Source organism: Kangiella sp. TOML190 (assembly GCF_023706045.1).
Lineage (GTDB): Bacteria > Pseudomonadota > Gammaproteobacteria > Enterobacterales > Kangiellaceae > Kangiella.
In genome coordinates, this window is record NZ_BQYL01000001.1 from 367,406 (window position 1) to 390,761 (window position 23,356).

25 protein-coding genes are annotated in these 23,356 nt (G+C 43.8%); 3 read left to right on the forward strand and 22 right to left on the reverse strand.

Annotated features, from left to right (window positions below; all coding sequences use genetic code 11):
- Window positions 1–107: 107 nt before the first annotated feature.
- The 9 genes from NFS34_RS01675 to dnaB all read right to left on the reverse strand — a co-directional run bounded on the left by NFS34_RS01675 (window position 108) and on the right by dnaB (window position 8,668).
- Window positions 108–644 (reverse strand): SRPBCC family protein, encoded by a 537-nt coding sequence (locus NFS34_RS01675; protein WP_251358103.1) that lies wholly within the window; start codon window positions 642–644, stop codon window positions 108–110.
- A 125-nt stretch (window positions 645–769) separates the two neighbouring features.
- The gene (locus NFS34_RS01680; protein WP_251358104.1) at window positions 770–1,759 is read right to left on the reverse strand and encodes a hypothetical protein; all 990 of its coding nucleotides are present in this window, start codon (window positions 1,757–1,759) and stop codon (window positions 770–772) included.
- A 32-nt stretch (window positions 1,760–1,791) separates the two neighbouring features.
- A complete protein-coding gene (gene dusA, locus NFS34_RS01685; protein ID WP_251358105.1) occupies window positions 1,792–2,766 on the reverse strand; it encodes a tRNA dihydrouridine(20/20a) synthase DusA in 975 nt (324 codons plus the stop codon).
- A 26-nt stretch (window positions 2,767–2,792) separates the two neighbouring features.
- Window positions 2,793–3,689: a toxin-antitoxin system YwqK family antitoxin gene (locus tag NFS34_RS01690; RefSeq protein WP_251358106.1), complete on the reverse strand. Its 897-nt coding sequence runs from the start codon at window positions 3,687–3,689 to the stop codon at window positions 2,793–2,795.
- Window positions 3,690–3,783: 94 nt separating this feature from the next.
- A complete protein-coding gene (htpX, locus tag NFS34_RS01695; protein WP_251358107.1) occupies window positions 3,784–4,686 on the reverse strand; it encodes a protease HtpX in 903 nt (300 codons plus the stop codon).
- A 261-nt stretch (window positions 4,687–4,947) separates the two neighbouring features.
- Window positions 4,948–5,649 carry a PepSY domain-containing protein gene (locus NFS34_RS01700; protein WP_251358108.1) on the reverse strand — a complete coding sequence of 234 codons (702 nt, stop codon included), beginning with the start codon at window positions 5,647–5,649 and terminating at the stop codon, window positions 4,948–4,950.
- Window position 5,650: 1 nt separating this feature from the next.
- Window positions 5,651–6,064 carry a secondary thiamine-phosphate synthase enzyme YjbQ gene (locus tag NFS34_RS01705; RefSeq protein WP_251358109.1) on the reverse strand — a complete coding sequence of 138 codons (414 nt, stop codon included), beginning with the start codon at window positions 6,062–6,064 and terminating at the stop codon, window positions 5,651–5,653.
- A 5-nt stretch (window positions 6,065–6,069) separates the two neighbouring features.
- Window positions 6,070–7,176 (reverse strand): alanine racemase, encoded by a 1,107-nt coding sequence (gene alr, locus NFS34_RS01710; RefSeq protein WP_251358110.1) that lies wholly within the window; start codon window positions 7,174–7,176, stop codon window positions 6,070–6,072.
- A gap of 103 nt (window positions 7,177–7,279) precedes the next feature.
- The gene (gene dnaB, locus NFS34_RS01715; RefSeq protein WP_251358111.1) at window positions 7,280–8,668 is read right to left on the reverse strand and encodes a replicative DNA helicase; all 1,389 of its coding nucleotides are present in this window, start codon (window positions 8,666–8,668) and stop codon (window positions 7,280–7,282) included.
- A 332-nt stretch (window positions 8,669–9,000) separates the two neighbouring features.
- Here dnaB and NFS34_RS01720 point away from each other — a divergent pair, with 332 nt between their 5' ends.
- Window positions 9,001–9,189 (forward strand): CDGSH iron-sulfur domain-containing protein, encoded by a 189-nt coding sequence (locus NFS34_RS01720; RefSeq protein WP_251358112.1) that lies wholly within the window; start codon window positions 9,001–9,003, stop codon window positions 9,187–9,189.
- 127 nt (window positions 9,190–9,316) lie between these two features.
- Here NFS34_RS01720 and rplI read toward each other — a convergent pair whose 3' ends face one another.
- The 4 genes from rplI to asnC all read right to left on the reverse strand — a co-directional run bounded on the left by rplI (window position 9,317) and on the right by asnC (window position 11,111).
- Complete coding sequence (gene rplI, locus NFS34_RS01725) at window positions 9,317–9,766, reverse strand: 50S ribosomal protein L9 (protein ID WP_251358113.1); 450 nt, start codon at window positions 9,764–9,766, stop codon at window positions 9,317–9,319.
- Between the two features lie 25 nt (window positions 9,767–9,791).
- A complete protein-coding gene (gene rpsR, locus NFS34_RS01730) occupies window positions 9,792–10,019 on the reverse strand; it encodes a 30S ribosomal protein S18 (RefSeq protein ID WP_251358114.1) in 228 nt (75 codons plus the stop codon).
- A 13-nt stretch (window positions 10,020–10,032) separates the two neighbouring features.
- Window positions 10,033–10,464, reverse strand: coding sequence for a 30S ribosomal protein S6 (gene rpsF / locus NFS34_RS01735; RefSeq protein ID WP_251358115.1), 432 nt, complete (start codon window positions 10,462–10,464; stop codon window positions 10,033–10,035).
- Between the two features lie 182 nt (window positions 10,465–10,646).
- Complete coding sequence (asnC, locus tag NFS34_RS01740; protein ID WP_251358116.1) at window positions 10,647–11,111, reverse strand: transcriptional regulator AsnC; 465 nt, start codon at window positions 11,109–11,111, stop codon at window positions 10,647–10,649.
- A gap of 144 nt (window positions 11,112–11,255) precedes the next feature.
- On the opposite strand from asnC, the gene asnA reads away from it, so the two are divergent.
- Window positions 11,256–12,248 (forward strand): aspartate--ammonia ligase, encoded by a 993-nt coding sequence (gene asnA / locus NFS34_RS01745; RefSeq protein ID WP_251358117.1) that lies wholly within the window; start codon window positions 11,256–11,258, stop codon window positions 12,246–12,248.
- 25 nt (window positions 12,249–12,273) lie between these two features.
- Here the strand turns inward: asnA and NFS34_RS01750 are convergent, their stop codons facing one another.
- The 4 genes from NFS34_RS01750 to NFS34_RS01765 all read right to left on the reverse strand — a co-directional run bounded on the left by NFS34_RS01750 (window position 12,274) and on the right by NFS34_RS01765 (window position 17,071).
- Entirely contained in the window at window positions 12,274–12,951 is a 678-nt protein-coding gene (locus NFS34_RS01750; protein WP_251358118.1) for a hypothetical protein, read from the reverse strand.
- A 53-nt stretch (window positions 12,952–13,004) separates the two neighbouring features.
- Window positions 13,005–13,742 carry a 23S rRNA (guanosine(2251)-2'-O)-methyltransferase RlmB gene (rlmB, locus tag NFS34_RS01755; RefSeq protein WP_251358119.1) on the reverse strand — a complete coding sequence of 246 codons (738 nt, stop codon included), beginning with the start codon at window positions 13,740–13,742 and terminating at the stop codon, window positions 13,005–13,007.
- A gap of 49 nt (window positions 13,743–13,791) precedes the next feature.
- Entirely contained in the window at window positions 13,792–16,233 is a 2,442-nt protein-coding gene (gene rnr / locus NFS34_RS01760) for a ribonuclease R (protein WP_251358120.1), read from the reverse strand.
- An 88-nt stretch (window positions 16,234–16,321) separates the two neighbouring features.
- The gene (locus tag NFS34_RS01765) at window positions 16,322–17,071 is read right to left on the reverse strand and encodes a class I SAM-dependent methyltransferase (RefSeq protein ID WP_251358121.1); all 750 of its coding nucleotides are present in this window, start codon (window positions 17,069–17,071) and stop codon (window positions 16,322–16,324) included.
- A 314-nt stretch (window positions 17,072–17,385) separates the two neighbouring features.
- Here NFS34_RS01765 and NFS34_RS01770 point away from each other — a divergent pair, with 314 nt between their 5' ends.
- Window positions 17,386–19,152, forward strand: a complete 1,767-nt coding sequence (locus NFS34_RS01770; RefSeq protein WP_251358122.1) for a choice-of-anchor I family protein — start codon at window positions 17,386–17,388, stop codon at window positions 19,150–19,152.
- Window positions 19,153–19,274: 122 nt separating this feature from the next.
- Here NFS34_RS01770 and NFS34_RS01775 read toward each other — a convergent pair whose 3' ends face one another.
- The 5 genes from NFS34_RS01775 to hflK all read right to left on the reverse strand — a co-directional run bounded on the left by NFS34_RS01775 (window position 19,275) and on the right by hflK (window position 23,289).
- Window positions 19,275–19,490, reverse strand: a complete 216-nt coding sequence (locus NFS34_RS01775) for a DUF1653 domain-containing protein (protein ID WP_251358123.1) — start codon at window positions 19,488–19,490, stop codon at window positions 19,275–19,277.
- 68 nt (window positions 19,491–19,558) lie between these two features.
- Window positions 19,559–20,860, reverse strand: a complete 1,302-nt coding sequence (locus tag NFS34_RS01780) for an adenylosuccinate synthase (RefSeq protein ID WP_251358124.1) — start codon at window positions 20,858–20,860, stop codon at window positions 19,559–19,561.
- 205 nt (window positions 20,861–21,065) lie between these two features.
- Entirely contained in the window at window positions 21,066–21,251 is a 186-nt protein-coding gene (locus NFS34_RS01785) for a DUF2065 domain-containing protein (protein ID WP_251358125.1), read from the reverse strand.
- A 111-nt stretch (window positions 21,252–21,362) separates the two neighbouring features.
- On the reverse strand, window positions 21,363–22,247 hold the full coding sequence (gene hflC / locus NFS34_RS01790; protein ID WP_251358126.1) for a protease modulator HflC: 885 nt from the start codon (window positions 22,245–22,247) through the stop codon (window positions 21,363–21,365).
- Window positions 22,240–23,289 (reverse strand): FtsH protease activity modulator HflK, encoded by a 1,050-nt coding sequence (gene hflK / locus NFS34_RS01795; protein WP_251358127.1) that lies wholly within the window; start codon window positions 23,287–23,289, stop codon window positions 22,240–22,242. The genes hflC and hflK overlap by 8 nt, the downstream gene beginning before the upstream one ends.
- Between the last annotated feature and the right edge of the window lie 67 nt (window positions 23,290–23,356).

Genomic DNA, 23,356 nt, shown 5'->3' on the forward strand with positions numbered 1-23,356 from the left:
CTGTGCTTATTATACGAATTTTAAAATAGAAAACCGTGCAAGCTCACACTTTGAACGAATTTACGACAAAAAGCCATAATCAAGTAGCGTTTACAAACTGATTTCGCTTAATTTTCGAGCAGTTGCCTAAGGCGGCTCAAACCTTTTTCGTAATCTGGCCCTAGCATTGAATCCATCATCAGGCCAAAATAGCGACCAACCAGCGACTCGGAGAAATCCGCATCAAAACTCCAGGTCAATCTCGTCTGATCAAAACTAATTTCCTCAATACTAAAGGTCGCAAAACCCGGATTGGGGTCATCACCAAATAATAATTTAGTTTTTACCTTTTTCGGATACTGACTTTCAATAATTTCCTGCGAGCCTTGGCCCACTTCTGGTTTATCGCTCGACCAGCTCATTTTATTACCGACCCCCGCCTCAGGGCCTGAGTAGCTGTAAGTGGCGTTCGGATCTTTGTCGGCCCAAGGTGACCACTGATTAAAGTTTTTAAAACTGTTGACTTGATTAAATACCGCATCTTGAGTGGCGTTGATAGTGATGCTGCGTTCAACGTGTGACGTTTTAGGTAAGAAGAAAGCGATTACCGCCAGAGAAACCACTAATAAAGCAATGATGATCAGTAGCCATTTTAAGAATTTCATACAACCCCCTACAGTTGTGATTAGCAAGATTATTCTAGGCTAATTTTTAAGCAATGATCAATAGCTTCAATATTTACTTGCGAAATGTAACCGCTAATAAAGCTCTATTTATAGCTTACTACTGATCAGCTTTGGGTATTCCAACAAAGCTTTTGGGCTTGCAAACTGTAATCCTCAAGCTTTCTTTGCATCAATTTAGGAAATGCATCTTCGCCAAGATACTCACGATCTTTAACCCAAGCTTGCTTTAGTTCAAGGAACAGCTTTTGCGAACGTGATTCTAAATCACTCAATAGTGACTCAATTTCTGACTCGGTTTTGTCAGCATGAAGTGTCGCCAAAGTCTCTCTATCACGCCGATTAAGACTTGTGTAGTCAATTGATTGCCATAAAAATTGATCGTTTTGATGGACTGCTTTGAACAACTTTTGGTGAGCCCATTTATTCACTAAGACCGCCTCAATAGTCTCCGCATCGTATGCTTTTTTTACTAATTGACGTTGCAGCAAGCCATGAATTTGTACTAGCTCCATCAAGGCTCCAAATCGACCTAAAGCTGCCGCTTGGTATAACAACCTTTCGCCTTTTTCAAATTGCTCAAAATCTATTTTATGTTGTTTAACAATATCCCTAACTTGCGCATCAGTATACTGCTTAGAGCGATTCATCATGCGAACGCCCAAAACCGCATCCCATAAAAGATCGGTTCCTTGCACTAACATAGCAGAAGTATCTTTTGAATCAGCTAAACTGGCCAGACTCTCGATCGGCATGGTGGAATAAGAACCGGTTGCCGCCAAGTCTTCCACATTAATAAATATATCCTCCATCAAAATGTTAAATTCAGACTCACACTCAGGGCACTGCTGATTAAGCTGCTCACAGGTTTTTGCTTCAGCATATTGAACTGGGCTAGAACTGTCATCACTCACGACTCGCTTACTAAGCTTCTGTTGTTTTTCAGCGATAACCGTTTTACTTTTTTCGTTCTTTTGCGACTTATCGGTAAGTTCGTTAGACTCAAGGGGCGATTCTTTTTCTGCTAAAAACCAATAAACACAGGCTAGTACCAACAACCCCAAGACCACTACTATTAAAGCCTTTTTTCCTGTCATCTTCTTTTTACTCCTTTTTTATTGCTTTTTTTCTAATCGAAAACCTGCAAAGCTTGTTTTATCACCTCTACTCCTGCGCCTTTTTTATAGGCATTTTCGCTTAAATAACGGCGCCATAGTTTGCCTTTGGGTTGGGCATGGAACAAGCCTAAGATGTGCCGCGTCATATGACCCAAATAAATATCCTGCTCGATTTGAGATTGCGCATAGTCGATAAATTCTTCAGCAACTTCCTGCCGTGATTTGTTGCTCGATGATTCTTTATAATAGCGACTATCCGCTTCGGCTAAAAAGTAGGGGTTATGATATGCCTCTCGCCCAATCATGACTCCATCCAGCTGCTGCAAGTGCTCATCAATTTGTTCAAAATTAGTAATGCCGCCATTGACGATAATTTCCAGCTCAGGAAAGTCTTGTTTAACTTGATAAGCGACATCATATTTAAGCGGCGGAATTTCTCGATTTTGTTTAGGACTTAACCCTGACAGCCAAGCTTTACGCGCATGAATAATAAAGGTTTTTACCCCAGCATCAGCAACGGTAGCGATAAACCGATGCAGATGCTCGTAAGAATCTAGATCATCGATACCAATCCGACTTTTAACCGTCACAGGAACCGACACCGCCTTATCCATCGCCGTCATACATTCGGCAACCAGCTCTGGCTCGGCCATCAAACAAGCGCCAAAACGACCATTTTGCACACGATCGCTGGGGCAGCCCACGTTCAAATTGATTTCATCATAACCATAGTCTTCACAAATTTTAGCGCACAACGCCAAGTCTTTCGGATCGCTGCCACCCAATTGCACCGCAACCGGATGCTCTTCTGCATTAAACTGCAAATGGCGCTTGGCATCACCATGCAAAATAGCGCCAGTTGTGATCATTTCGGTATAAAGCAGCGCTCGCTTGGTAATGATCCGCATAAAACGCCGTTGATGGCGATCCGTCCAATCGAGCATTGGAGCAATAGAGATGGTTCGATCGATAGCGGTCTTTGTCACAGCTTTGCCTTAATTTTCAACTTTGCCTATCCGTTGGTTTTTGACCAACCTTGTTGGGCGATTTCCTGATCGTTTTCAAAGTATTTAATTTGTTTGGTTACGCCCTTTTTTTCCAGATCATACTCAATCCACTTTCCATGCAGTTTGCCATTTTGGTAATGCTTTAAGATCCAAACTTCACCCTCTAAATACATCCAAACGCTACCATGCAATTGGTTATCTTTGTAATTTGCTTCAAACGATTTTTTACCATCGGCAGCAAATTTAATATGCCGACCATCCAATTCACCGTTTTGATAAAGCTGACGAAGCTCCACTCCGCCTTCCTGATAGTAGTAGGTTTCTTGACCGTGCTTTTGATCGTTTAAAAACTCGCTACGGCTTTTCACCCCTTCCAGACCTTGCTCAAAATAGAGCACTTCAAAGCCGTTTTTTTTACCTTGGCGATAGCGAGTTTTTCTGACAATACGCCCATCGTCTTTGCTGTAAACCTTAAAATCGCCTTCTAGCTGGTTCCATTTATTATATTGCTTATGTTTGGCCAGCTTACCGTCCGCATAATACTGCTTATAATCACCGCATGGCCTGCCATCACAATACTCAATTAAAAAGGCCGTTTTGCCTTTCTTGACCTGCTTAAAAACGCCATTGATAAATCCTTGTCGATAAGTGGCTTCAATATAGCCATTGTCTTGAATAATTTTTACCGCTCCGCTCAATGCCTTGTTATCACCATCAGCTACTTTTTCGCTAAAAAATAGACGACCGTTTTTCTTCTCCATCGCTAGCTGGGCGGCTGCCAGCTCTCGATAACTAGTCTCGCCCTCGCTTGAAGCGGCGGCCAAAGGAGCACAAACAAGGCTAGAAACGCTTAAAGTGATTACTACAATAAGGTATCGCCAACGATTAAAAAATGGATTCATGGCTTCACTAAAACAAAAACATGCCCGCATTTTACCGAAGCTGCGAATAAAAAAAAGCGGGCAATGCCCGCTTTATTCTTACCCTAACCAATGCTTAGATATTTCTTAGCGCGTTTATCCGGTCGTCAAGCGGCGGATGCGACATAAATAAGTGACCAAATTTTTCTTGGAAAGAGCCGGTTTTACCATTTTTTAGGCCAAACGCAGTAAAGGTTTCGCCCATATCCGACGGCATATCATACTCAGCTTTGAGTTTTTCCAAGGCAGAAATCATAGCGCCAGTTCCGGCTAATTGAGCGCCCGCTTCATCAGCACGGTATTCACGCTTGCGCGAGAACCACATAACCACAATGCTAGCCAGAATGGAAAAAACAATCTGCGCTATCATTACCGAGACGAAATAACCAATACCGTAGCCACGCTCATTTTTCAGGATAACTTTATCCACCACATGGCCAACCACCCGCGCAAAGAACATCACAAAAGTATTCACAATTCCTTGAATTAGAGTCAGCGTCACCATATCGCCATTGGCGACGTGACCAATTTCATGCGCCAACACTGCACGCACTTCATTGCGATCCATTCTTTGCATCAAGCCTTCGCTAACGGCCACTAAAGAGTTGTTTTTATTCCAACCCGTGGCAAAAGCATTCGATTGTGGCGAAGGAAAAATACCCAATTCTGGCATACCAATCTTGGCATCATGGGCCAAACTGGTAACGGTATCCAGCAACCATTGTTCACGCTCAGATTTAGGATTATTAGGGTCAATCATCTGCACACCCATGCTGCGCTTGGCCATCCATTTGGAGATAAAGAGTGAGATAAAAGAACCAATCATGCCGAACAAGGCACAGAACACCAATAAGCTCATGATATTTAGATCTGAGCCATTTTGGGACAAGGTCTGCTCTAATCCCAGCGCGTTCATAATCACGCCCGCTAGAATTAAGACTAAAAAGTTGGTCAGTAAAAATAAACCAATGCGTAACATAAAGTCTCCACGCGTTTTCCACGCTAATCAAAATATACCCCAATATTATGGGGGCAAATGCCATAGTGGCAAGTGAGCAAAGCTCAAGAACTGTAATATTTTATGTCAAATGTTCATTTATCTTATCAAAATTAGATTAAATATTTAAATATCAATAGCTTAAATAGCCAATAGGAGCAAAAACCAATCACGAACCACCAAAGGATTTTACGCTTATTGGAGCTTGTTTTAGGATTTTGTTGAGCTTTGTTTTCAGGAATATCAGACATTCAGTTTCCTTTTTAGAAAAACAGTTTTCACCACCAAATACACGCCCGTTAAGCTAAAGAGCAAACCTAACAAGGCAGCAATTATCAGCAAAGGATGGTTAAAATCATCCCGCTCTTGGTAATCCATAATGTGCAGCATCCAGAAAAAATCAAATAACCGCCAAGTATCGTTACGCCTTGCGACTACCTCGCCAGTAGCCGGCGAAACATAAATACGGGTATTATCCGCATCATCGAACTGCATTTGCCACAGCGGCAGCTCGCGCCCTCGGATCTCGTAACTGGATTGCTCGATTAATTGGCTAGCAACCAACTGACCATTGCCGGAAAAGTCTCGGTTAGCCACTAGCTCAGCGCTGACTTGATTAAAAGGTGATAAAACGTCACCGCTTTGCGCATCAACAATTTGCACCTGCTGCTTATTCGAGGCGCGCCAAACCAAACGATCTTGCCAATGGGTCAGCTCAATTTTAGTAGCCGTAAATGGTAAAGACGCTATTAACTTAGAACTGTCGAAGCTAACCTTTTGCTCAATAGCAACAGGTTGCACTTTAACGCTATTATGGGAACCACGAACCTGATCGATATCAAAAAAGCTCATCACCAAACCGCCCGCTAGCCATAAAACCACTTGTACACCAATCAAGAGCCCTAACCAACGATGGAATTTGCGGATAACAATATGCGGTTTCATACTAATCGCTCAGAGTCATAATAATCTTACGATGGTGTGCAGCATGCCGATGCTCCCATAAATAAACCCCCTGCCAAGTACCCAGCGCCAATTGACCCTCGATAACCGGAATACTTAAATGGGTTGCCGTTACAATTGATTTAATGTGCGCAGGCATATCACCAGCCCCTTCAAAAGTATGGGTATATAAAGGATCATTTTCCGGCACCAAGCGATTCATCCAAGCTTCTAGATCGGCCTTAGCGCTGGGATCGGCATTTTCCTGAATGATCAAACTGCAGGAAGTATGCTGAATAAAAAGATGGCAAAGGCCGTTTTTTACCGTTTCTTGACCAACCAACGACTGTATTTTTGCAGTAAATTCGTAGAGTCCTTGACCTGCGGTTGACAGTGAAATTTTATGGTGCTTTGTCATAATCTTTAGTCATGATGGCTGTCATCGGCATTAATATACTCAAAGGGCACTCGACTAGTCACACCACAGCATAAGGTATAGGGGATCGTATCGGCAAAAGTAGCAACCGTTTCCATCGACAACTCTTTGCCCCAAAGCACCACCCTGTCGCCAATGTTATCCGCCGAATCTGCCCCTAAGTCCACCGCCAATATATCCATCGAAACCCGTCCCACCAGCGGTACTTGCCGGCCATTTACCCAAACGGGAGTGCCGTTTTTAGCATGCCGCGGATATCCATCGCCATAACCAATCGCTACCAAGCCAATGTTACCATTTGTTTTAGCAAACCAATTACGGCCATAACCTACTGACTGACCTTGCCGAATCGGCTTAATTGCCATCAATTGCGACTCTAACGACATCACCGGCTGCAAGCCAAAATCACTAGCCATTGAGTCCAGCATGGGGGAGGCACCATAAATCAACAGGCCCGGTCTAACCCAATCCCAATGAGCATTTGGCTGGGTTAAAATTCCCGCCGAATTGGCCATAGAGCGCTGACCGACCAAGTCTTGAGTGGCCTCTGCAAACTTACTAATTTGTGCTTGCGAAAATTCCTGATCCGAATCGGCGCAGGCGAAATGCGACATGAGTTTGATCGGTTGTTCAATGATCGACAGCGCACTCAGAGCTTTTTCCGCAGCGGCAACCTGCTCTAAAGCAAAGCCCAATCGGTACATGCCCGAATCACACTTAAGCCAAACTTTGATAGGGTTTGGGTCGCTTGTTATGGTTTGATAAGCTGCTAGCTGCTCAATTTGTGCCTGATGGTGTAGAACCAGCTGCAACTGATTTCGTTGGATTATGGGTAACTCTTTGGCTTGGAAGAAACCTTCCAGCAACAAAATATCTTGTCGGATCCCCGCTTGGCGTAAAATTAGCGCCTCATCTAAACTGGCGACCGCAAACATATCAGCGCTTGGCAATGCCTTAGCAACTTCGACCAGACCATGCCCATAAGCATTGGCCTTGACCACTACCATCACCTTACTATCGCTAGCAATGGTTTTAACTCGCTCAAGATTATGTCTTAAGGCGGCGAGGTCAATCACCGCTTTGGTTGGGCGCATAGAGAAATTATCCGTTTAGCAATACCACATTAAGAAGCGTACCTTTAGAAGTTTCACGCTCAGAAGTCTTGATCTTAACCACTTTGCTCTTAACAGCCTTAGGTTAAAAACCTTGTGCTTCGTAATCTTGGTGCGCCAGATTATCGAAACGACAGACTTCGCCGCGAAACGCCAGATCGACTTTACCGATAGGGCCGTTACGCTGCTTACCGATAATGATCTCGGCGCGGCCTTTATTTTCTTCCGAATCCTTGTTGTAAACCTCGTCGCGGTAAATAAACATGATCACATCCGCATCCTGCTCAATCGCACCTGATTCACGCAAATCCGCCATCACTGGACGGCGATCGCTATGATTTTCCAAGGAGCGGTTGAGCTGCGATAAAGCAATCACTGGCACATTCAACTCTTTAGCTAAGGCTTTTAAAGAGCGCGAAATTTCACTCACCTCTTGGGTGCGGTTTTCACCATAACCAGGCACCTGCATCAACTGCAAATAATCCACCATAATCAAGGCCATACCGCCATTCTCACGGTAAACCCGACGCGCCCGCGAGCGCATTTCTGCTGGCGAAATACCCGCCGTATCATCAATAAAGAGCTTAGTATGGTTTTTCAGCTGCAAAACGCCGCTGTTAAATTTATCCCAATCGGCCGAATCTTTAATTTGCCCCGAACGAATTTTATTTTGCTCGATGCCGCCTAACGACGAGATAGATCTCATGATGATTGATTCGCTTGGCATCTCTAAACTAAACACCAATACCGGCAGATCGCTATTAAGCGCCGCATGCTCCACCATATTCATGGCAAAGGTGGTTTTACCCATCGAAGGACGCGCCGCCACAATCACCAGATCGGCTGGCTGTAAACCTGAGGTCATGCCATCGAGATCGCTAAAACCGGTTGAAATACCGGTAATGCCACCTTTATTCTTTTGAATTTCTTCGATGCGATGAATGGTGGATTTTAAAATCGCTTCAACGCCTGTAGGCCCCGCATCGTTAGTCTCGCGCGACTCGGCGATCTTGAAAATGGTACGCTCAGCATGATCAATCAACTCCGAAAGCGAACGCCCTTCCGGATTAAAACTGGCATCGGCAATTTCGTTAGAAGCTGCGATTAACTGACGCGTCACCGCCTTTTCGCGCACAATTTCCGCATAGGCTCGAATGTTGGCGATACTCGGCGTGTTTTGCGCCAATTCGCCCAAGAAAGCCAAGCCAATGTCTGAATCGCCTTGTTTTTCAATGTATTCCGACAGGGTTATCACGTCCATCGGCTGACCAACATTGGCCAAAGCTTCCATCGCCGCAAACACATCGCGATGATTTTTGACGTAGAAATCCGTTGCCAGCAACATTTCAGAAACCAGCTCCCACATCTCATTATCCAGCATCACACCGCCAAGCACCGACTGCTCGGCTTCTATCGAATGAGGAGGAACTTTTAAGTCTTTGATTTTATTATCAGTTTGTTGGGCTGCCAGCATGTTTCAATTTTGCCTTGTCATCAAATGTGTTTATCAATAAGCCGCGGTTGATATGGTTTTAGAATCTATACAGGCGGCTTATTTTGCCCAGTTATTTTTGCATTCTACGGCTACTCGATCAAGCCAATAAGTCTGTGCAAAGGTATGTGTAAAGGCTTGTGGATAAGTTCTGAATAACCTTTATCAAACCATTTTAGATGTCATGATTTCGCGCTAGCGATCACTAATCTGAGTAGCAGATAGTAAGAATCGGTAGTTTTGTCTTTACTAGCAAGCTTGCTATATTGAACAGTATTGATTCAATTTTGCGCAATTCCAAAGGAGTAACGCTTATGGCAACTATCAAAGCAACGGATCACGGGCCTTTATTATTAACAGGCGAATGCGCCATTGAAGACGCAGACGGCCAAGCAGTCGCCACTAAAAAAGTGACGGCTTTGTGCCGCTGCGGCGCTTCTAATAATAAACCCTTTTGTGATGGCAGCCATAAGTCCATTAACTGGCAGGAAAGTAAAAGCTAAGCTTTGGGCAAAGCTTAGCCATATTGGCTCGCAGAATTTTTAGCCCATAAGTAATAATACTACTAAGGGGCTGTAAAAAAGGCGCCAATTGGCGCCTTTTTTATATTTCACAAGGTGTTGGTAAAAATTACTCTTCGCCAACCACTTGAACTTTGATGTTAGCTTCCACTTCTGGGTGCAAGTGAACTTCAAAGCTGTATTCGCCAGTTGCGCGAATCGCACCTTCAGGCATACGCACTTCTTTTTTCGCCAAGTCGATACCTTGTGCCGTTACCGCATCTGCGATATCAGCCGTACCAACCGAGCCAAAAAGCTTGCCTTCGTCGCCAGCGTTGGCAGTGATGACTACTTCCAAACCGGCTAACTTGTCAGCACGCGCTTGTGCAGTAGCTAAAACGTCAGCCGCTTTAGCTTCTAGTTCAGCACGACGCTCTTCGAAGTGTTTGATGTTTTCTTTAGTTGCAGGAACCGCTTTGCCTTTTGGCAATAAGAAGTTACGACCATAACCAGCAGCCACAGAAACTGTGTCGCCTAGATCGCCAAGGTTGCGGATTTTTTCAAGCAAAATAACATTCATGTGATTATCCTCTTAAAAATGCCGCTTATTCGTGGCTATCGGTGTATGGTAACAAAGCGATGTAACGAGCGCGTTTAACCGCAGACGCCAATTGACGTTGGTATTTTGCGCTAGTACCTGTGATACGGCTAGGAACGATTTTACCGGTTTCAGTAATGTAGTTCTTTAAAGTAGCTGTATCTTTGTAATCGATTTCAGTAATGCCATCTGCAGTGAAACGGCAGAATTTACGACGACGATTAAAACGAGCCATGATAATTCTCCTATTATTCAGCCGCAGCTTCAGTTGATTCTGGTTGTGCTTCCGCTTTTTCAGCAGGAGCCGCTTCTACAGAGGCTTTCTCTTCAGAGCGAGCTGGACGAGCAGGTTTCTCTTCGTCTTTAGCTTTAGCCATTGGAGAAGCTTCAGTCACTGCTTCTTTACGACGGATCACCATGTTACGCAACACAGCATCGTTGTAACGGAAAGCATCTTCTAATTCTTCGATAACTTCGCCTGTAGTCTCAACGTTCATAAGAACATAGTGAGCTTTGTGAAGTTTCAAGATTGGATAAGCTAGTTGACGACGACCCCAGTCTTCCAAACGGTGAATAGTACCGTTAGCGTCTGTAATCATCTTAGTGTAACGTTCGATCATGCCTGGTACTTGATCCGATTGATCAGGATGCACCAAGAATACGATTTCGTAGTGTCTCATTTAAATATCTCCTTTCGGTATCCAGCCAGCTATAAGCTATTGATTTACAAGGAAACTTACAGTCAGCAAGGAGTCAACCAAATTGTTTAAAACTTAGCCGCTTTTCACAACGAGTACGACTAAGGGCGCGTATTTTAGGGATTTTGCGGCTAAAGATCAACCAATTTAAGCATGAAAACTTGCTAAAGCAGTCCATCAATATCGCGGTAAATCGGGTTTTGTAGCGAGATCATGGTTTCGGTGGAGCGCACCTGATCAATGGATTGCAATTTATTGATTAACACCTCTTGAAAGCGCTCCATATTCGGCACGATAATTTTCACCAATAAGCTATATTGGCCAGTGGTATAAAATGCCTCGACCACTTCAGGGATCTGCTCGAGTAGCTGAGCCACTGGATGGTAATCCTTGGCACTTTTTAAGTATATCCCGACAAAACAGCAGACATCGAAACCTAAAGCCTTAGGCGCGATCTTGACCTTAGTGCCTTGAATAATCCCTGCTTGGCGCATTTTCTCGATACGCACATGGATAGTTCCAGGGCTAACCTCAAACTGTTTGGCCAGCTGCGCATAGGGCGTTTTTGCTTCTTGTAACAATTCTGCCAATATTTTTTTATCCAAATTGTCGATTTGATAATTTTCCATTGCTTTTACCCACTGCTTTTATACGTTATCTAACAAAAGGCTTAAATATTATTAAAAATCCACCGTCAACAATTAATTTATATACAGATATTGAATTTTAAGCAAATAAATTAGATAAATAATAACGAGACAAGGAGATTTATTATGAAAAAGTTATCGCACATACCTTTTATCGAAGATCAAAAACTGATCCAAATGATTAAAAGTGATTTTCTGACAGAGCTGAGCCAACAACTTGACTTGCTGGAAGTTCAAGCGCCAATTCTAACGCGACAAGGTGATGGCATTCAGGACGATTTGAATGGCATCGAACAACCCGTTTCCGTATCCAGCAAGGCAATGCCGCAGACGATGCAAGTAGTACATTCCCTAGCAAAATGGAAGCGTCAATTATTGGCACGCGCAGATTTTGCCGCAGGCAGTGGGATCGTCACTCAGATGCGCGCGCTGCGCCCCGACGAAGAACTCTTAAGCGAACGCCACTCTATCTGTGTCGACCAGTGGGATTGGGAAAAAGTTATCACTGATCAAGAGCGCAGCTTGGACTACCTTAAGTCCACGGTAGAACGGATTTATTCGGCCATGAGAGCGATTGATAAAAAACTCGCCAAACAGCTTGCGCAAGGTGAGCTACTACCTGAAACAATCCACTTTGTGCATAGCGAAGAATTATTACAGCAATACCCAAGATTAACCCCAAAAGAGCGCGAATATCAGATCTGTAAACAGTATGGTGCGGTGTTTTTAATTGGCATTGGTGGCCAGTTAAGCGATGGCTCGATCCACGATGGTCGCGCGCCGGATTACGACGACTGGAGCAGCGAAACCGAGCTAGGTTGCCGCGGGCTAAACGGTGATATTTTAGTCTGGAGTCCAGTTCTTGAGGACGCTTTTGAATTATCCTCGATGGGCATTCGAGTGAGCCCCGAAGTAATGCAACAGCAGCTAACAATTCGCGGCTGCGAACAACGGCTTGATTTCGAATGGCACCAACAGCTCATGGCCGGAAAACTACCGCAAACCATTGGCGGCGGTATTGGTCAGTCGCGATTAGCGATGTTTTTCTTACAAAAGCCCCATATTGGACAAGTGCAATTTAGTATCTGGCCTGAAACAATAGCGATTGATTTATTATAAAAAGGCTTCTTACGAAGCCTTTTTTCTAAATTTCAGTACGTTTAGCTATATAGAGCTCAACCGTTTCTTGCTCATCTTTATTACCAAATTTTAAGGTGGTTATATATCCGCTAAGCTCTTTATCTTTACCGATACTCATCATGGCATTCATACCTGAAGCCATGCGCGACCCCTCTGAATTTCTAAAAGGCTTAATGGATAGCTTGCAAACACTAGTCTTGCATTCAAGTTGAGATATTTCGTAGAGGCTAGTATCACCTCTTGCGTTAAGAACACGACTAATCTTGTCTTGGTATGTATAAGCCCATTGTGAATCAACCTCTTCTGATTGAAACAACGATTCTAGCGTTTTTTTCTGTTTCTGAGCCTTCTCAAAATATTCTTTAGTAGGCTGACTATCTGGACTGGTATCAATCTCAGTTACTGTTAGCTCTTTATCAAGATTTGCAACTTCAATTCTATCATTCAATAACTTTAATTCATTCTGAACTGCTGCGAATTCTTCTTTTAATATCTCTAACTCTTTTTTCGTTCTCGCATATTTAAATTTTATCTCTTTATCTTCTAACGTTACCGTTTCAGTTTCTGTGATAACTACTTTTTCTGGCTGCAACTCTTTAACCATAGCTTCTTTGGGCTTCAGCAACAGAAAAGCATTTCCAGCAATAGATAGCGCTAACAAGCCTATTAATAGCTTATTCATTTCCTTCTCCTTATATAATTATATTTTCTTGGTTTATTTTATATTAAATTAGTTCAATTTCTTTGGCGCACCACTTCAAATAGAGTCACACCGGTAGCAACCGAAACATTGAGGCTAGAGACCTCGCCTGCCATGGGAATTTTAATCAAATGATCACAGGTTTCTTTGGTTAATCTGCGCATTCCATCACCTTCAGCGCCCATCACAATGGCAATTGGACCCGTTAAATCCGACTGGTAAATATCCGCTTTCGCTTCACCCGCAGCACCGTAAATCCAAATACCTTTTTCTTGGAGCAATTTCATGGTGCGCGATAAATTGGTGACGCTAATAAAAGGGATCGCTTCAGCTGCGCCGCAGGCCACTTTGCGCACTACGTCAGTAATGGTCGCCGCGTTATCTTTTGGTGCTATCACCATATCCACGCCGGCTGCATCGGCGCTACGCAAACAGGCGCCGAGGTTATGCGGATCGGTAATGCCATCTAGAATTAAAATAAAAGGCTGTCCTTGCAATGAATCGAGTAATTCAGGAATATGCTTTTCATGATAGCTGGTTTTATTCAAGTTACCACACTGAGCGATAACGCCCTGATGGCGTTGAGCGGTTAATTCATCCAGTTCTTCGCGGCTCTTTTGGCTAACAGTTATGTTCTTGCTTTGTGCTAGCTTAATCAACTTATGTAGCCTTTGATCACGCCGATTATGTTGCACATAGATGGTCTGAATGGCTTCGCTATTTCTTTTTAGCAAAACCTCAACTGCATGAATTCCAAATACTATTTCTGACATACTTTTCTACACTAGATTACCGCTTCGCTTCTCGCGCGGGCGCTATTGTTTATTTACGTTTCTTTTTACCACTTTTACCGCGTTTCTTCTTAGCGTTTTTGCCAAAGCCGGACTTGCTGTCTTTACTCTTACCTTTAAACTTTTTATTCGAAGCATCTTTGTCCGCTAAAGAGCCGCTTCGCTTGGCTTTAGCGAATAATTTTCGGCGCTCGGAACCTTTAACTTCCTCTCGCTTTACTGACTCTCTTTTTACCAAATCAAAGTCAATTTTTTTATCTTCGAGATCCACTCTGCTAACTTTAATCAAGCAGCGATCGCCAACTCGAAAACTTTGCCTAGAGCGCTCGCCAATCAAACGCATTTTAGCTGCATCAAAGTGGTAGTAATCCCCCTCTAACGCACTGATATGAATTAACCCATCAATATGTAACTCATCTAACTGCACGAAGAGCCCAAAGCTCGTGACGGTAGAAACGGTTCCCCAATATTCTTCGCCAACACGCGTCAACATATATTCACACTTGAGCCAGTCCACCACTTCACGAGTTGCTTTGTCGGCGCGGCGCTCGGTCATGGATGAATGTTCTGCAAAGTTTACTAGCTCGGCATTGGTGTAGGCATGACCTGACTCGGTGCCAACAAGCTGCTGCTTTTCCGATAGGATTTGCTTGATAACTCGATGTACTAACAAATCAGGGTAGCGTCGAATTGGCGAAGTAAAGTGAGTATAGGCATCAAAGGCCAAACCAAAATGCCCCTCATTTTCAGGGCTATAAACCGCCTGCATCATGGAGCGCAACATCATTGATTGAATCAATTCATAATCGGGACGCTCAGAAATTGCATCGTGTAGCTCCCGATAATGTTTAGGCTGCGGCTTCTCGCCACCAAACAAAAACAAACCCAACTCGGCAAGAAAGGCGCGAAACTTTTCTAAGCGCTCTTCCGATGGCCCTTCGTGAATTCGATAAACCCCGGGCACTTTATGCTTTAAGATAAACTTAGCCGCTGCAACGTTCGCACAAATCATGCACTCTTCAATAATTTTATGGGCATCGTTTCGAGTGCGGCCAACGATCTTGTCGATTTTGCGATCTTCAGTGAATAAGATTTGGGTTTCAGTGGTTTCAAACTCAATTGCACCTCGCTGATTCTTTAACTTCAAACGTGCTTTAAATAAATCATAAAGGTTTTCTAAATCCTTAACCAAAGGTGCATATTCTTTCCTTAAGGCTTGGTGTTCTTCTTCCAGATCATTCAAAATCCCCCAGACTTTGGTATAAGTAAAACGTGCATGAGAGTGCATTACCGCTGGATAAAACTGCGAATCCACCACTTCACCTTGCGCATCCAGATCCATTTCCGCGACCATACACAAACGATCCACATCGGGATTTAAAGAACATAAACCATTTGATAAGAGTTCAGGCAACATGGGCACCACATAATTCGGAAAATAGACTGAATTGCCGCGCTTAATCGCCTCATCATCAAGCGCCATATCTGGTCGCACATAATGACTAACGTCTGCAATCGCCACCCACAATTTCCAACCGCCATTTTGTTGTGGCTTACAATAGACCGCATCATCGAAGTCGCGCGCATCTTCGCCATCAATGGTGACCAAGGGTAAGTGACGTATATCTATTCGTTTTTGTTCGCCTATTCGCCAATCTTTGTCGGAGATCTCAACTGGTAGATCAGTTACTTCTCGATTAACTTCTTCGGGCCACTGGTGTGGAATTTGGTGAGATCGAATGGCGATTTCAATTTCCATTCCTGCGGACAAATAATCTCCTAGAACTTCGGTAATGCGTCCAAGCGCATGTCGATTCTTGCTTGGTCTTTGCGTGATTTCAGCTACCACAACTTGACCCATTTCAGCTTTTAAACCTGAACTAAGATCAACAATCAAATCGTGCTGAATCCGCGCATCTTCCGACGAAACAAAAGTCATGCCATTTTCTTCAAACAAGCGGCCAACTAGATGCTTAGTCGAACCTTCTAAGATTTCAACGATATCCGCTTCGGTTTTTCCACGACGGTTAATTTTTTTAACTCTCGCTAAAACCTTATCTCCGTGAAACACATTATGCATTTCACGCGGCGACAAATACCAGTCTTCACCGCCACGCTCTAGCTCTAGATAACCGAAGCCATCGCGATGCGCCAACACAGTGCCACGAACCAAATCAGTAGCATCGACCAAACAATAGTCGCCTTTACGATTACAGATCAGTTGTCCATCGCGCTCCATAGCATTTAAACGTTTTTGTAAAGCGCTTTGGTCTTCAGACTCAACTAACTTCAATAACTCACAGAGTTTTTCAAACGAAGCAGGCTTACCGTTATCTTCTAGCACTTGCAGAATATATTGACGGCTGGCAATCGGGTTTTGGTAGCGCTTGGCTTCAAGCTCCGCCTGCGGATCTTGTGAGTTAGGCTCTTTAGATGAGCTGCATGAGTGTTTAGGTGTTTTTTTGGCTGACAATATTTCCGACCAGGGCGGTTATAATTCGATTAATATAACTGCATTGTAGCGGCTTATGAATAAAGATGCGATCTTCTCATTTTGCCCATCACAAAGGCTTGCGACAAACTTTCAAGTTAAGCTCCCAGATTACCTTCTTCATATGCGATATGTCACACCAAGCAAATTCTAAGGGCTTACTAATGATTTGAACGGGATCTTCTTGATTCTCTTCAATATAGCGCTGTGTGGCTGACCAGGTTTCTAAATAACCCATCAATTGTTGGTAGGACCAAGTCTGTTGCATGCTAAGGTTAGGTACCATTTCTAATGGATAGGGAAAGCTAAGGTTAGCATAGCTTTGCTCGACCCATTGTCGCCGTTGCGACCAATAGTCTTTAAGTAGGTTGCCATACAAATCTTGTACCACCTTATCTACTTGCGGATTAACACTCAGCAAGGGGTAGCTCCAGACTGCCAGTACTCCGCCGGGTTTCAAAACCCGCTGTACTTGCTCAAAAAACGCTTGCGGTTCCAGCCAGTGCAGAGCCTGCGCAACGGTAATTAAATCCACACTATTATCCGCTAAGCTACAACCTTCAGCAGCTTCAACTTTATATTCAATGTTAGGTTTAGCTTTGGCGTGTTCAATTTGTTGCTGGCTAATATCGGTAGCGACGACCTGATCAAACTGGTTGGCTAATAAATAAGCCGCTTGTCCACTGCCGGTAGCCGCATCCCAAGCAAGCTGATAATCATTGCATGACATGGCTAAATATTGGAACAATTCGGCAGGATAATCCGGACGGTTGCGCTGATAACGATTGGCAATCCCAGAAAAGTAGTTTTTAGTGTGCATTTTTTTGCTAACCTTTTACCCTTTATTGACCCTTTAAGATTTACCCTAAAAGCGCTTCCGTTTTACCCTGTTACCTTTTTAGCCTTCTTAACTCGCTTATTTTTCTTAGCTTTAGTATCTTTCGCCATTATTAGACTAGCAGTTAAATTAATGATCTGTACGCAATTTTCGTTTTTTGCCAAGAATTGAATCAGAATACGCCTCAAGTGGCTTAAAATCAAAAAAATAATGTATCATCAAAACTACATGATCATCAATTTGTCATATTTGTCCGCCATAATAAAACCCACCTTAATTATGTTACTATTTTCATCATGAAGATTTCACTACCACTGCAAGCTTTTCTACTAACCGCAACTGCTTTAGCAACTTTAACCAGTTGTAAAACTCCGGTGGAATCATGGGCAGTTGGCACTAAAACACAAACGACCATCCAGTTAGAACTGATAGGCCGCCATACCGCTGGGGTTTATGGTGAAGGCGCTGCCGAAGTGCTAGCTTTTCATGAATCATCAAAAACCCTATGGACGGTTAACGGCGCTGCCAATCGTTTGGATATAGTTAACATTCGGGCCATACCAAAACAAAGCCTAACGCTTCCCTTTACTGGCTCAAACCTCAGTAGTCATGCGTTGAAATTACCCACAAAAGTACAAACGGCGGATGGCGATTTGCTCCTAAAGAGTCCGAACTCCATTGCCATTCATGATGATTTGCTTGCGGTTGCGATGCAAAATAAAAACAAGCAAGGCAAGGGTGCAGTTTTGTTCTACGGTATTGCTAGCGAGCCGCAACTGCTCAAAGCCGTTCAAGTGGGCGCTCTGCCGGATATGCTGACCTTCAGTCCTGACGGTACAAAAGTGGTGGTAGCCAATGAGGGCGAACCGAGCAAAGATTATCGGCATGATCCTGAAGGCTCAGTCAGCCTTATTAACCTTGATAACCAAACTGCCATTGCCGATCATGCTATAGAGTTAAATTTCCATGCTTTTAATGATAAAAGAGCCCAGTTGAGCGCCCAAGGCGTAAAATTTGCCAGCCCCGAAGGCACCAGCGTGGCGCAAGATTTAGAGCCAGAATACGTTTCGGTGTCTGAAGACAACCGATGGGCCTACGTTACCCTACAAGAAAATAACGGTATTGCGATTGTCGATCTGAGCCAACCGCAAATGGTTGATATCAAAGGGTTAGGTTATAAAAACTGGAACCACTATGCGCTCGACGTTAGCAACAAAGATGGAGTCCAGATCAACCAATACGAAAATTTATTTGGCTTATACCAGCCAGATAGCATCGCCAGTTACCAAGTCAAGGGCAAAACCTATTTAGTGACCGCCAACGAAGGTGATGCACGCGAATACATCTACCAAGCTAACGAAGCTGACTGTCAAAAAGCCGGTCATAAGTTTGATGAGGAAGATGGTTGCATCAGTTATTCGGAAGAAGTACGCGCCAAAAAGCTAAGTTTTAAATCGCCTTCGGTGATCGACTCTTATTATAATAAAAATGGTATTGGCCGCTTAAAAGTTACCAAAGTTTTAGGTGATAAAGATCACGATGGCTACCATGAAGAACTCTATGCCTACGGCGCTCGTTCTTTTAGCATTTGGGACGAACAGGGCAAACAAGTTTTCGACAGTGGCGATCAATTCGCGAAGTTGTTACTCGCTAAAGATCCGGTGAATTTCAATACCAATGAAAACGCCAACCAACCCGATAGCCGCTCCGATGATAAAGGAGCCGAACCAGAAGCGCTGACGCTTGGTGAAATTGATGGTAAGACTTATGCCTTCATTGGCTTAGAGCGTCAAGGTTGTGTGTTAATTTACGACATCAGCAATCCGCAGGCCCCCTTCTTCGTCAATCAAATTGAAAATCGTAATTTCAATGTTAGCTTTAAAATTGATGACGATACGGATCCGGTAACCTTAGAAGGCGATTATCAAAATGCTGGCGATCTGGCGCCAGAGGGCTTACAGTTTATTTCAGCTAACCAAAGCCCAACAGGCAAACCTTTGTTAGCGGTGGCGAATGAAGTAAGCGGCTCCGTTTCGATTTATCAGATCAGATCAACTTTCTAACCCCAAAAGTCTGCGATAGAGCAAGGCTTTTATCAATACTGAAATTACCCGCCACCCCCGCGAACGAGAGAAGAAAGTCCCTTTTGGGGAGCGGGGGTCTCTCTTAAACTATAATCAGAACCTTAAGCAGCTGGTGATAAGAATTCAAACCTATTAATTCTTGTTCCATCGATTTTAATCGTTTCCGTAAACATTTCTAGCGGTCTGATCCAAGTTCCGAAGTCACCGTACAAGGCTTTATAAACTACATATTGCTCACCGGTTTCAGAATGGGTCGCCACATCCAAAACTTGATACCTTTGTCCTTTAAAGTGCTGATAAACACCTTTTTTAATCATAATATAAAACTCCGTTACATAAAAAAGCGACCATTAGGCCGCTTTAATCTAAATCATCTAGAACTTGATCAATCCGCAAACGGATGACGCTTAATAATGGTTTCTACCCGATCAGGGCCTGTTGAAATAATATCCACCGGCACGCCAACAATCTCTTCAACTTTAGCAATAAAGTCCAAAGCATTCTGCGGCAAGTCGTCTAATGATTTAGCGCCAAAGGTAGTTTCCGACCAACCCGGCATTTCGAGGTACACCGGCTTAAGCGAATCATAGTCATCGGCTCCACAAGGTGTATTGCTAAGTTCACCCTTTTCATCGCAGTTGTAGGAAATCGCGATTTTAACCGTTTCCAAACCATCCAAAACATCAAGCTTGGTCATGCAAAGACCGGAAACCGAGTTAATATCCACCGCGCGTTTTAGCGCTACCGCATCAAGCCAACCACAGCGGCGTGGACGCCCAGTTGTTGCCCCAAACTCATTACCCACTTTCGCTAAGCGCTCACCAATTTCATCAAACAATTCGGTTGGGAATGGACCACCACCAACTCGGGTGGTGTAGGCTTTAGTGATTCCTAAAACGTAGTCGATATGGCGAGGGCCAATACCGGCACCGGTAGCAACACCGCCAGCAGTCGTGTTAGACGAGGTTACAAACGGATAAGTACCATGGTCAATATCCAACAGCGTGCCTTGCGCACCTTCAAACATCAGCTTATCGCCAGCCCGACGCATATCCGCCAAAGTTGCCGGCACGTCGTCAATCATAGGGCGTAAAAACTCAGCGTATTGTTTGCACAAAGTCAGAGTTTGCTCATAATCAATCGCTTCGACACCATAGAACTCGGTTAAAGCAAAGTTATGCAACTTAACCACTTCTGCTAGCTTTTCTTCCAAACGCGCATCGTCAAAAAGATCTTCAACTCGCAAACCGCGGCGCGAGACCTTATCTTCATAGGCTGGGCCAATACCGCGACCGGTAGTGCCAATTTTCTTTTCTGGGTTACGGGCTGCTTCGCGCGCAATATCCAATGCAATATGGTAAGGCAAAATCAATGGGCAAGCAGGACTGATGCGCAGCTTGTCTTGGACTGGCACGCCACGCGATTTGAGCATATCCATTTCTTTTTTAAGCGCATCGGGAGCCAAGACCACGCCATTACCGATGTAACACATGACGCCATCGTTTAAGATACCTGAAGGAATAAGATGTAGAACGGTTTTTTCGCCTTCGATCACCAGAGTGTGACCAGCATTGTGTCCACCTTGATAGCGAACCACCGCTTTTGCTTGTTCGGTTAACAGATCGACAATTTTACCTTTGCCTTCGTCACCCCATTGGGTGCCTAGAACCACCACGCTTTGTGCCATTGCTAGAACTCAAATTTGATTAATCAAGGACGCATTTCTGCGACAAGAAACCGCGCATTTTACCGCTTATGCCAATGAAAATCCTCTATTTTTTGAAATTTAGACTAAATAAATCAGCCCGTAACAAACAAGTTGAAATCTATGCTTTCAGATCAACCACTTAGCTAAGACAATTCGCTAGTTAGTTGAATTGGAACTTGGATAACTAGCTGATAAAGTAAATCCAAACCAACCCTAAAATCATGCTAATCAGCCCCATAATTCGTAAACTTGAATCGGGATGTTTAGCGATTTCAGACATCGTCTGTTTCCATTGCTTAGGCAGTAGCGCAGGCATCAAACCTTCAAACACTAAAAATAAGCCGATTGCTATTAACCATTCTTGTGACATTTTCGTTCCTATTTTTTCAAAGCCTAAAACAAAGATCCCAGCTTTCGCTGGGATGACAGTTGTATCGAGCGTATGTCACTCCAAAAGTAATTTGGAGTCTTTGCTATTGATTTATCGGCCTTTGGCGTCTTTAAAATATTTAAAGAATTCACTGTCCGGCTTAATCACCATAATATCACCTGAGTCTTTAAACGAAGCTTTATAAGCGTCTAAGCTGCGCAGGAAAGCATAAAATTCAGGGTTTTTATTGTAGGTTTCGGCGTAAATCTTAGCCGCTTCGGCGTCGGCCTGACCACGGAGTTCCCGAGCCGCACGATCCGCTTCGGCGATAATGATTTTTTCCTTAGCATCGGTATCAGCACGAATTTTTTCCTCTTCCTTACGACCTTCAGCACGGTTGGCGTTAGCAAACTCTTTACGCTCCGAGCTCATTTCTTGGAAGACTTTTTCGCGAATTTCGTCAGGATAGTTCACTTTTTTCACCTGAACATCCACCACCTCGATACCAAACTCAGGGGTTTTGGTGGCAACTTCCGCCATAATCGCTCTAATGGTTTCATCACGATCTTTATAGATCAACTGCTCAATGCTGCGAGTACCGAATTGGGCGCGAGTCGACGCATCCACAAAGCGGTCGATAAAGGCATTGGCTCTTGGGATTGAGCCTTGAGTTCTTAGATAAAATTGACCAAAATCCTTAACTCGCCATTTAACGTAAGTATCCACAATCAAATCGGTTTTGTCGGAAGTAGTGATCCGATCGGCACGACCATCAAACGTTTGGATACGTGAATCCAATTTCTTAACAGTGTCGATAAACGGAATTTTGAAATGTAAACCAGGATTCTTTACCAAAGGCTTGTCATCTGGGCCTTTCAGAACCTGACTGAAACGCAAAATAAAGCCTTTTTTCTGCTCTTTAACGATAAACATCGACTGCGAAACCACCAGTAAAGCTACCACGCTCAAGAATATAAGGATTGGAGATTTATTCATTGTTATTCTCCTTTTTAGTATTTGTTTTCTTATTCACAATTTGATCCAAGGGTAAATAGGTCAAGTTATTACCGCCCTCGGTATCTAGGACGACTTTGCTGACCTTCGACAAGACTTCCTCAACCGTTTCTAGGTACAAACGTTGACGGGTCACTTCCGGCGCCAGCTCATATTCGGGTAACAATTTTTCAAAACGCGCCACTTCACCTTTAGCACGCTCGACTACTTGGCTACGATACGCTTCGGCATTTTTGATAATTCTAGCCGCCTGACCTTCGGCCTTTGGCAGCTTGTCGTTTTGATACGCTTTGGCTTCTTGTACGTAACGCTTTTCATCACTTAATGAGCTGGTCACGTCATCAAACGCCGGACGCACCTGAATCGGCGGCTTAGAGTCGGCCATATTGACCTCGTAAATCTCCACGCCCATCTTGTAAGGTTCTAAAATACGCTCCATTTCGGTCATGGTGTCTTGCATGATGCGAGTTTTATTATCTTTCAACACATCATCAATCACCGACTGACCAACTACCTGACGAATCGCCGCTTCCGCCACTTGCTCAATGGTTTTGTCTTGGTCATAGACGTTAAACAAATAATCTTCAGGAATATCCACCCGGTAAACAATGGTGAAATCCACATCCACAATATTTTTGTCTTTGGTCAAAATATTGCCCGAGACTTCTTTTTGTTGCTGGGTGTTAACGTCCACTTTATACAGGCGATCAATAAATGGCGGCATCCAACCCAAACCAGGACCCACCGTATGGTGATAAGCACCGAAACGGGTAATAACACCCTGCTCTGCTTCTTTGACCGTATAAAAACCTTTGACCACGTAGAAAGCAACAAAGACTAATAAACCAATAAAGAAAAAGCTTTTGTCGCCGCCTTTACCTTTACCACCCTTGCCACCGAACATTTTACCGAACTTATCGCCAGCATCTTTAATCATCTTGTCCAGATCATTTTGATTATTGGGCTTTTTCTTGCCCCACGGGTCCTGGTTATTACCATTGCCGCCTGGTTGATTCCAAGCCATTAGACTCTCCGAATGAATAGTTAGAAATAATAATTACTTATCTGATTAATTGTATGGGCGCTGGCAG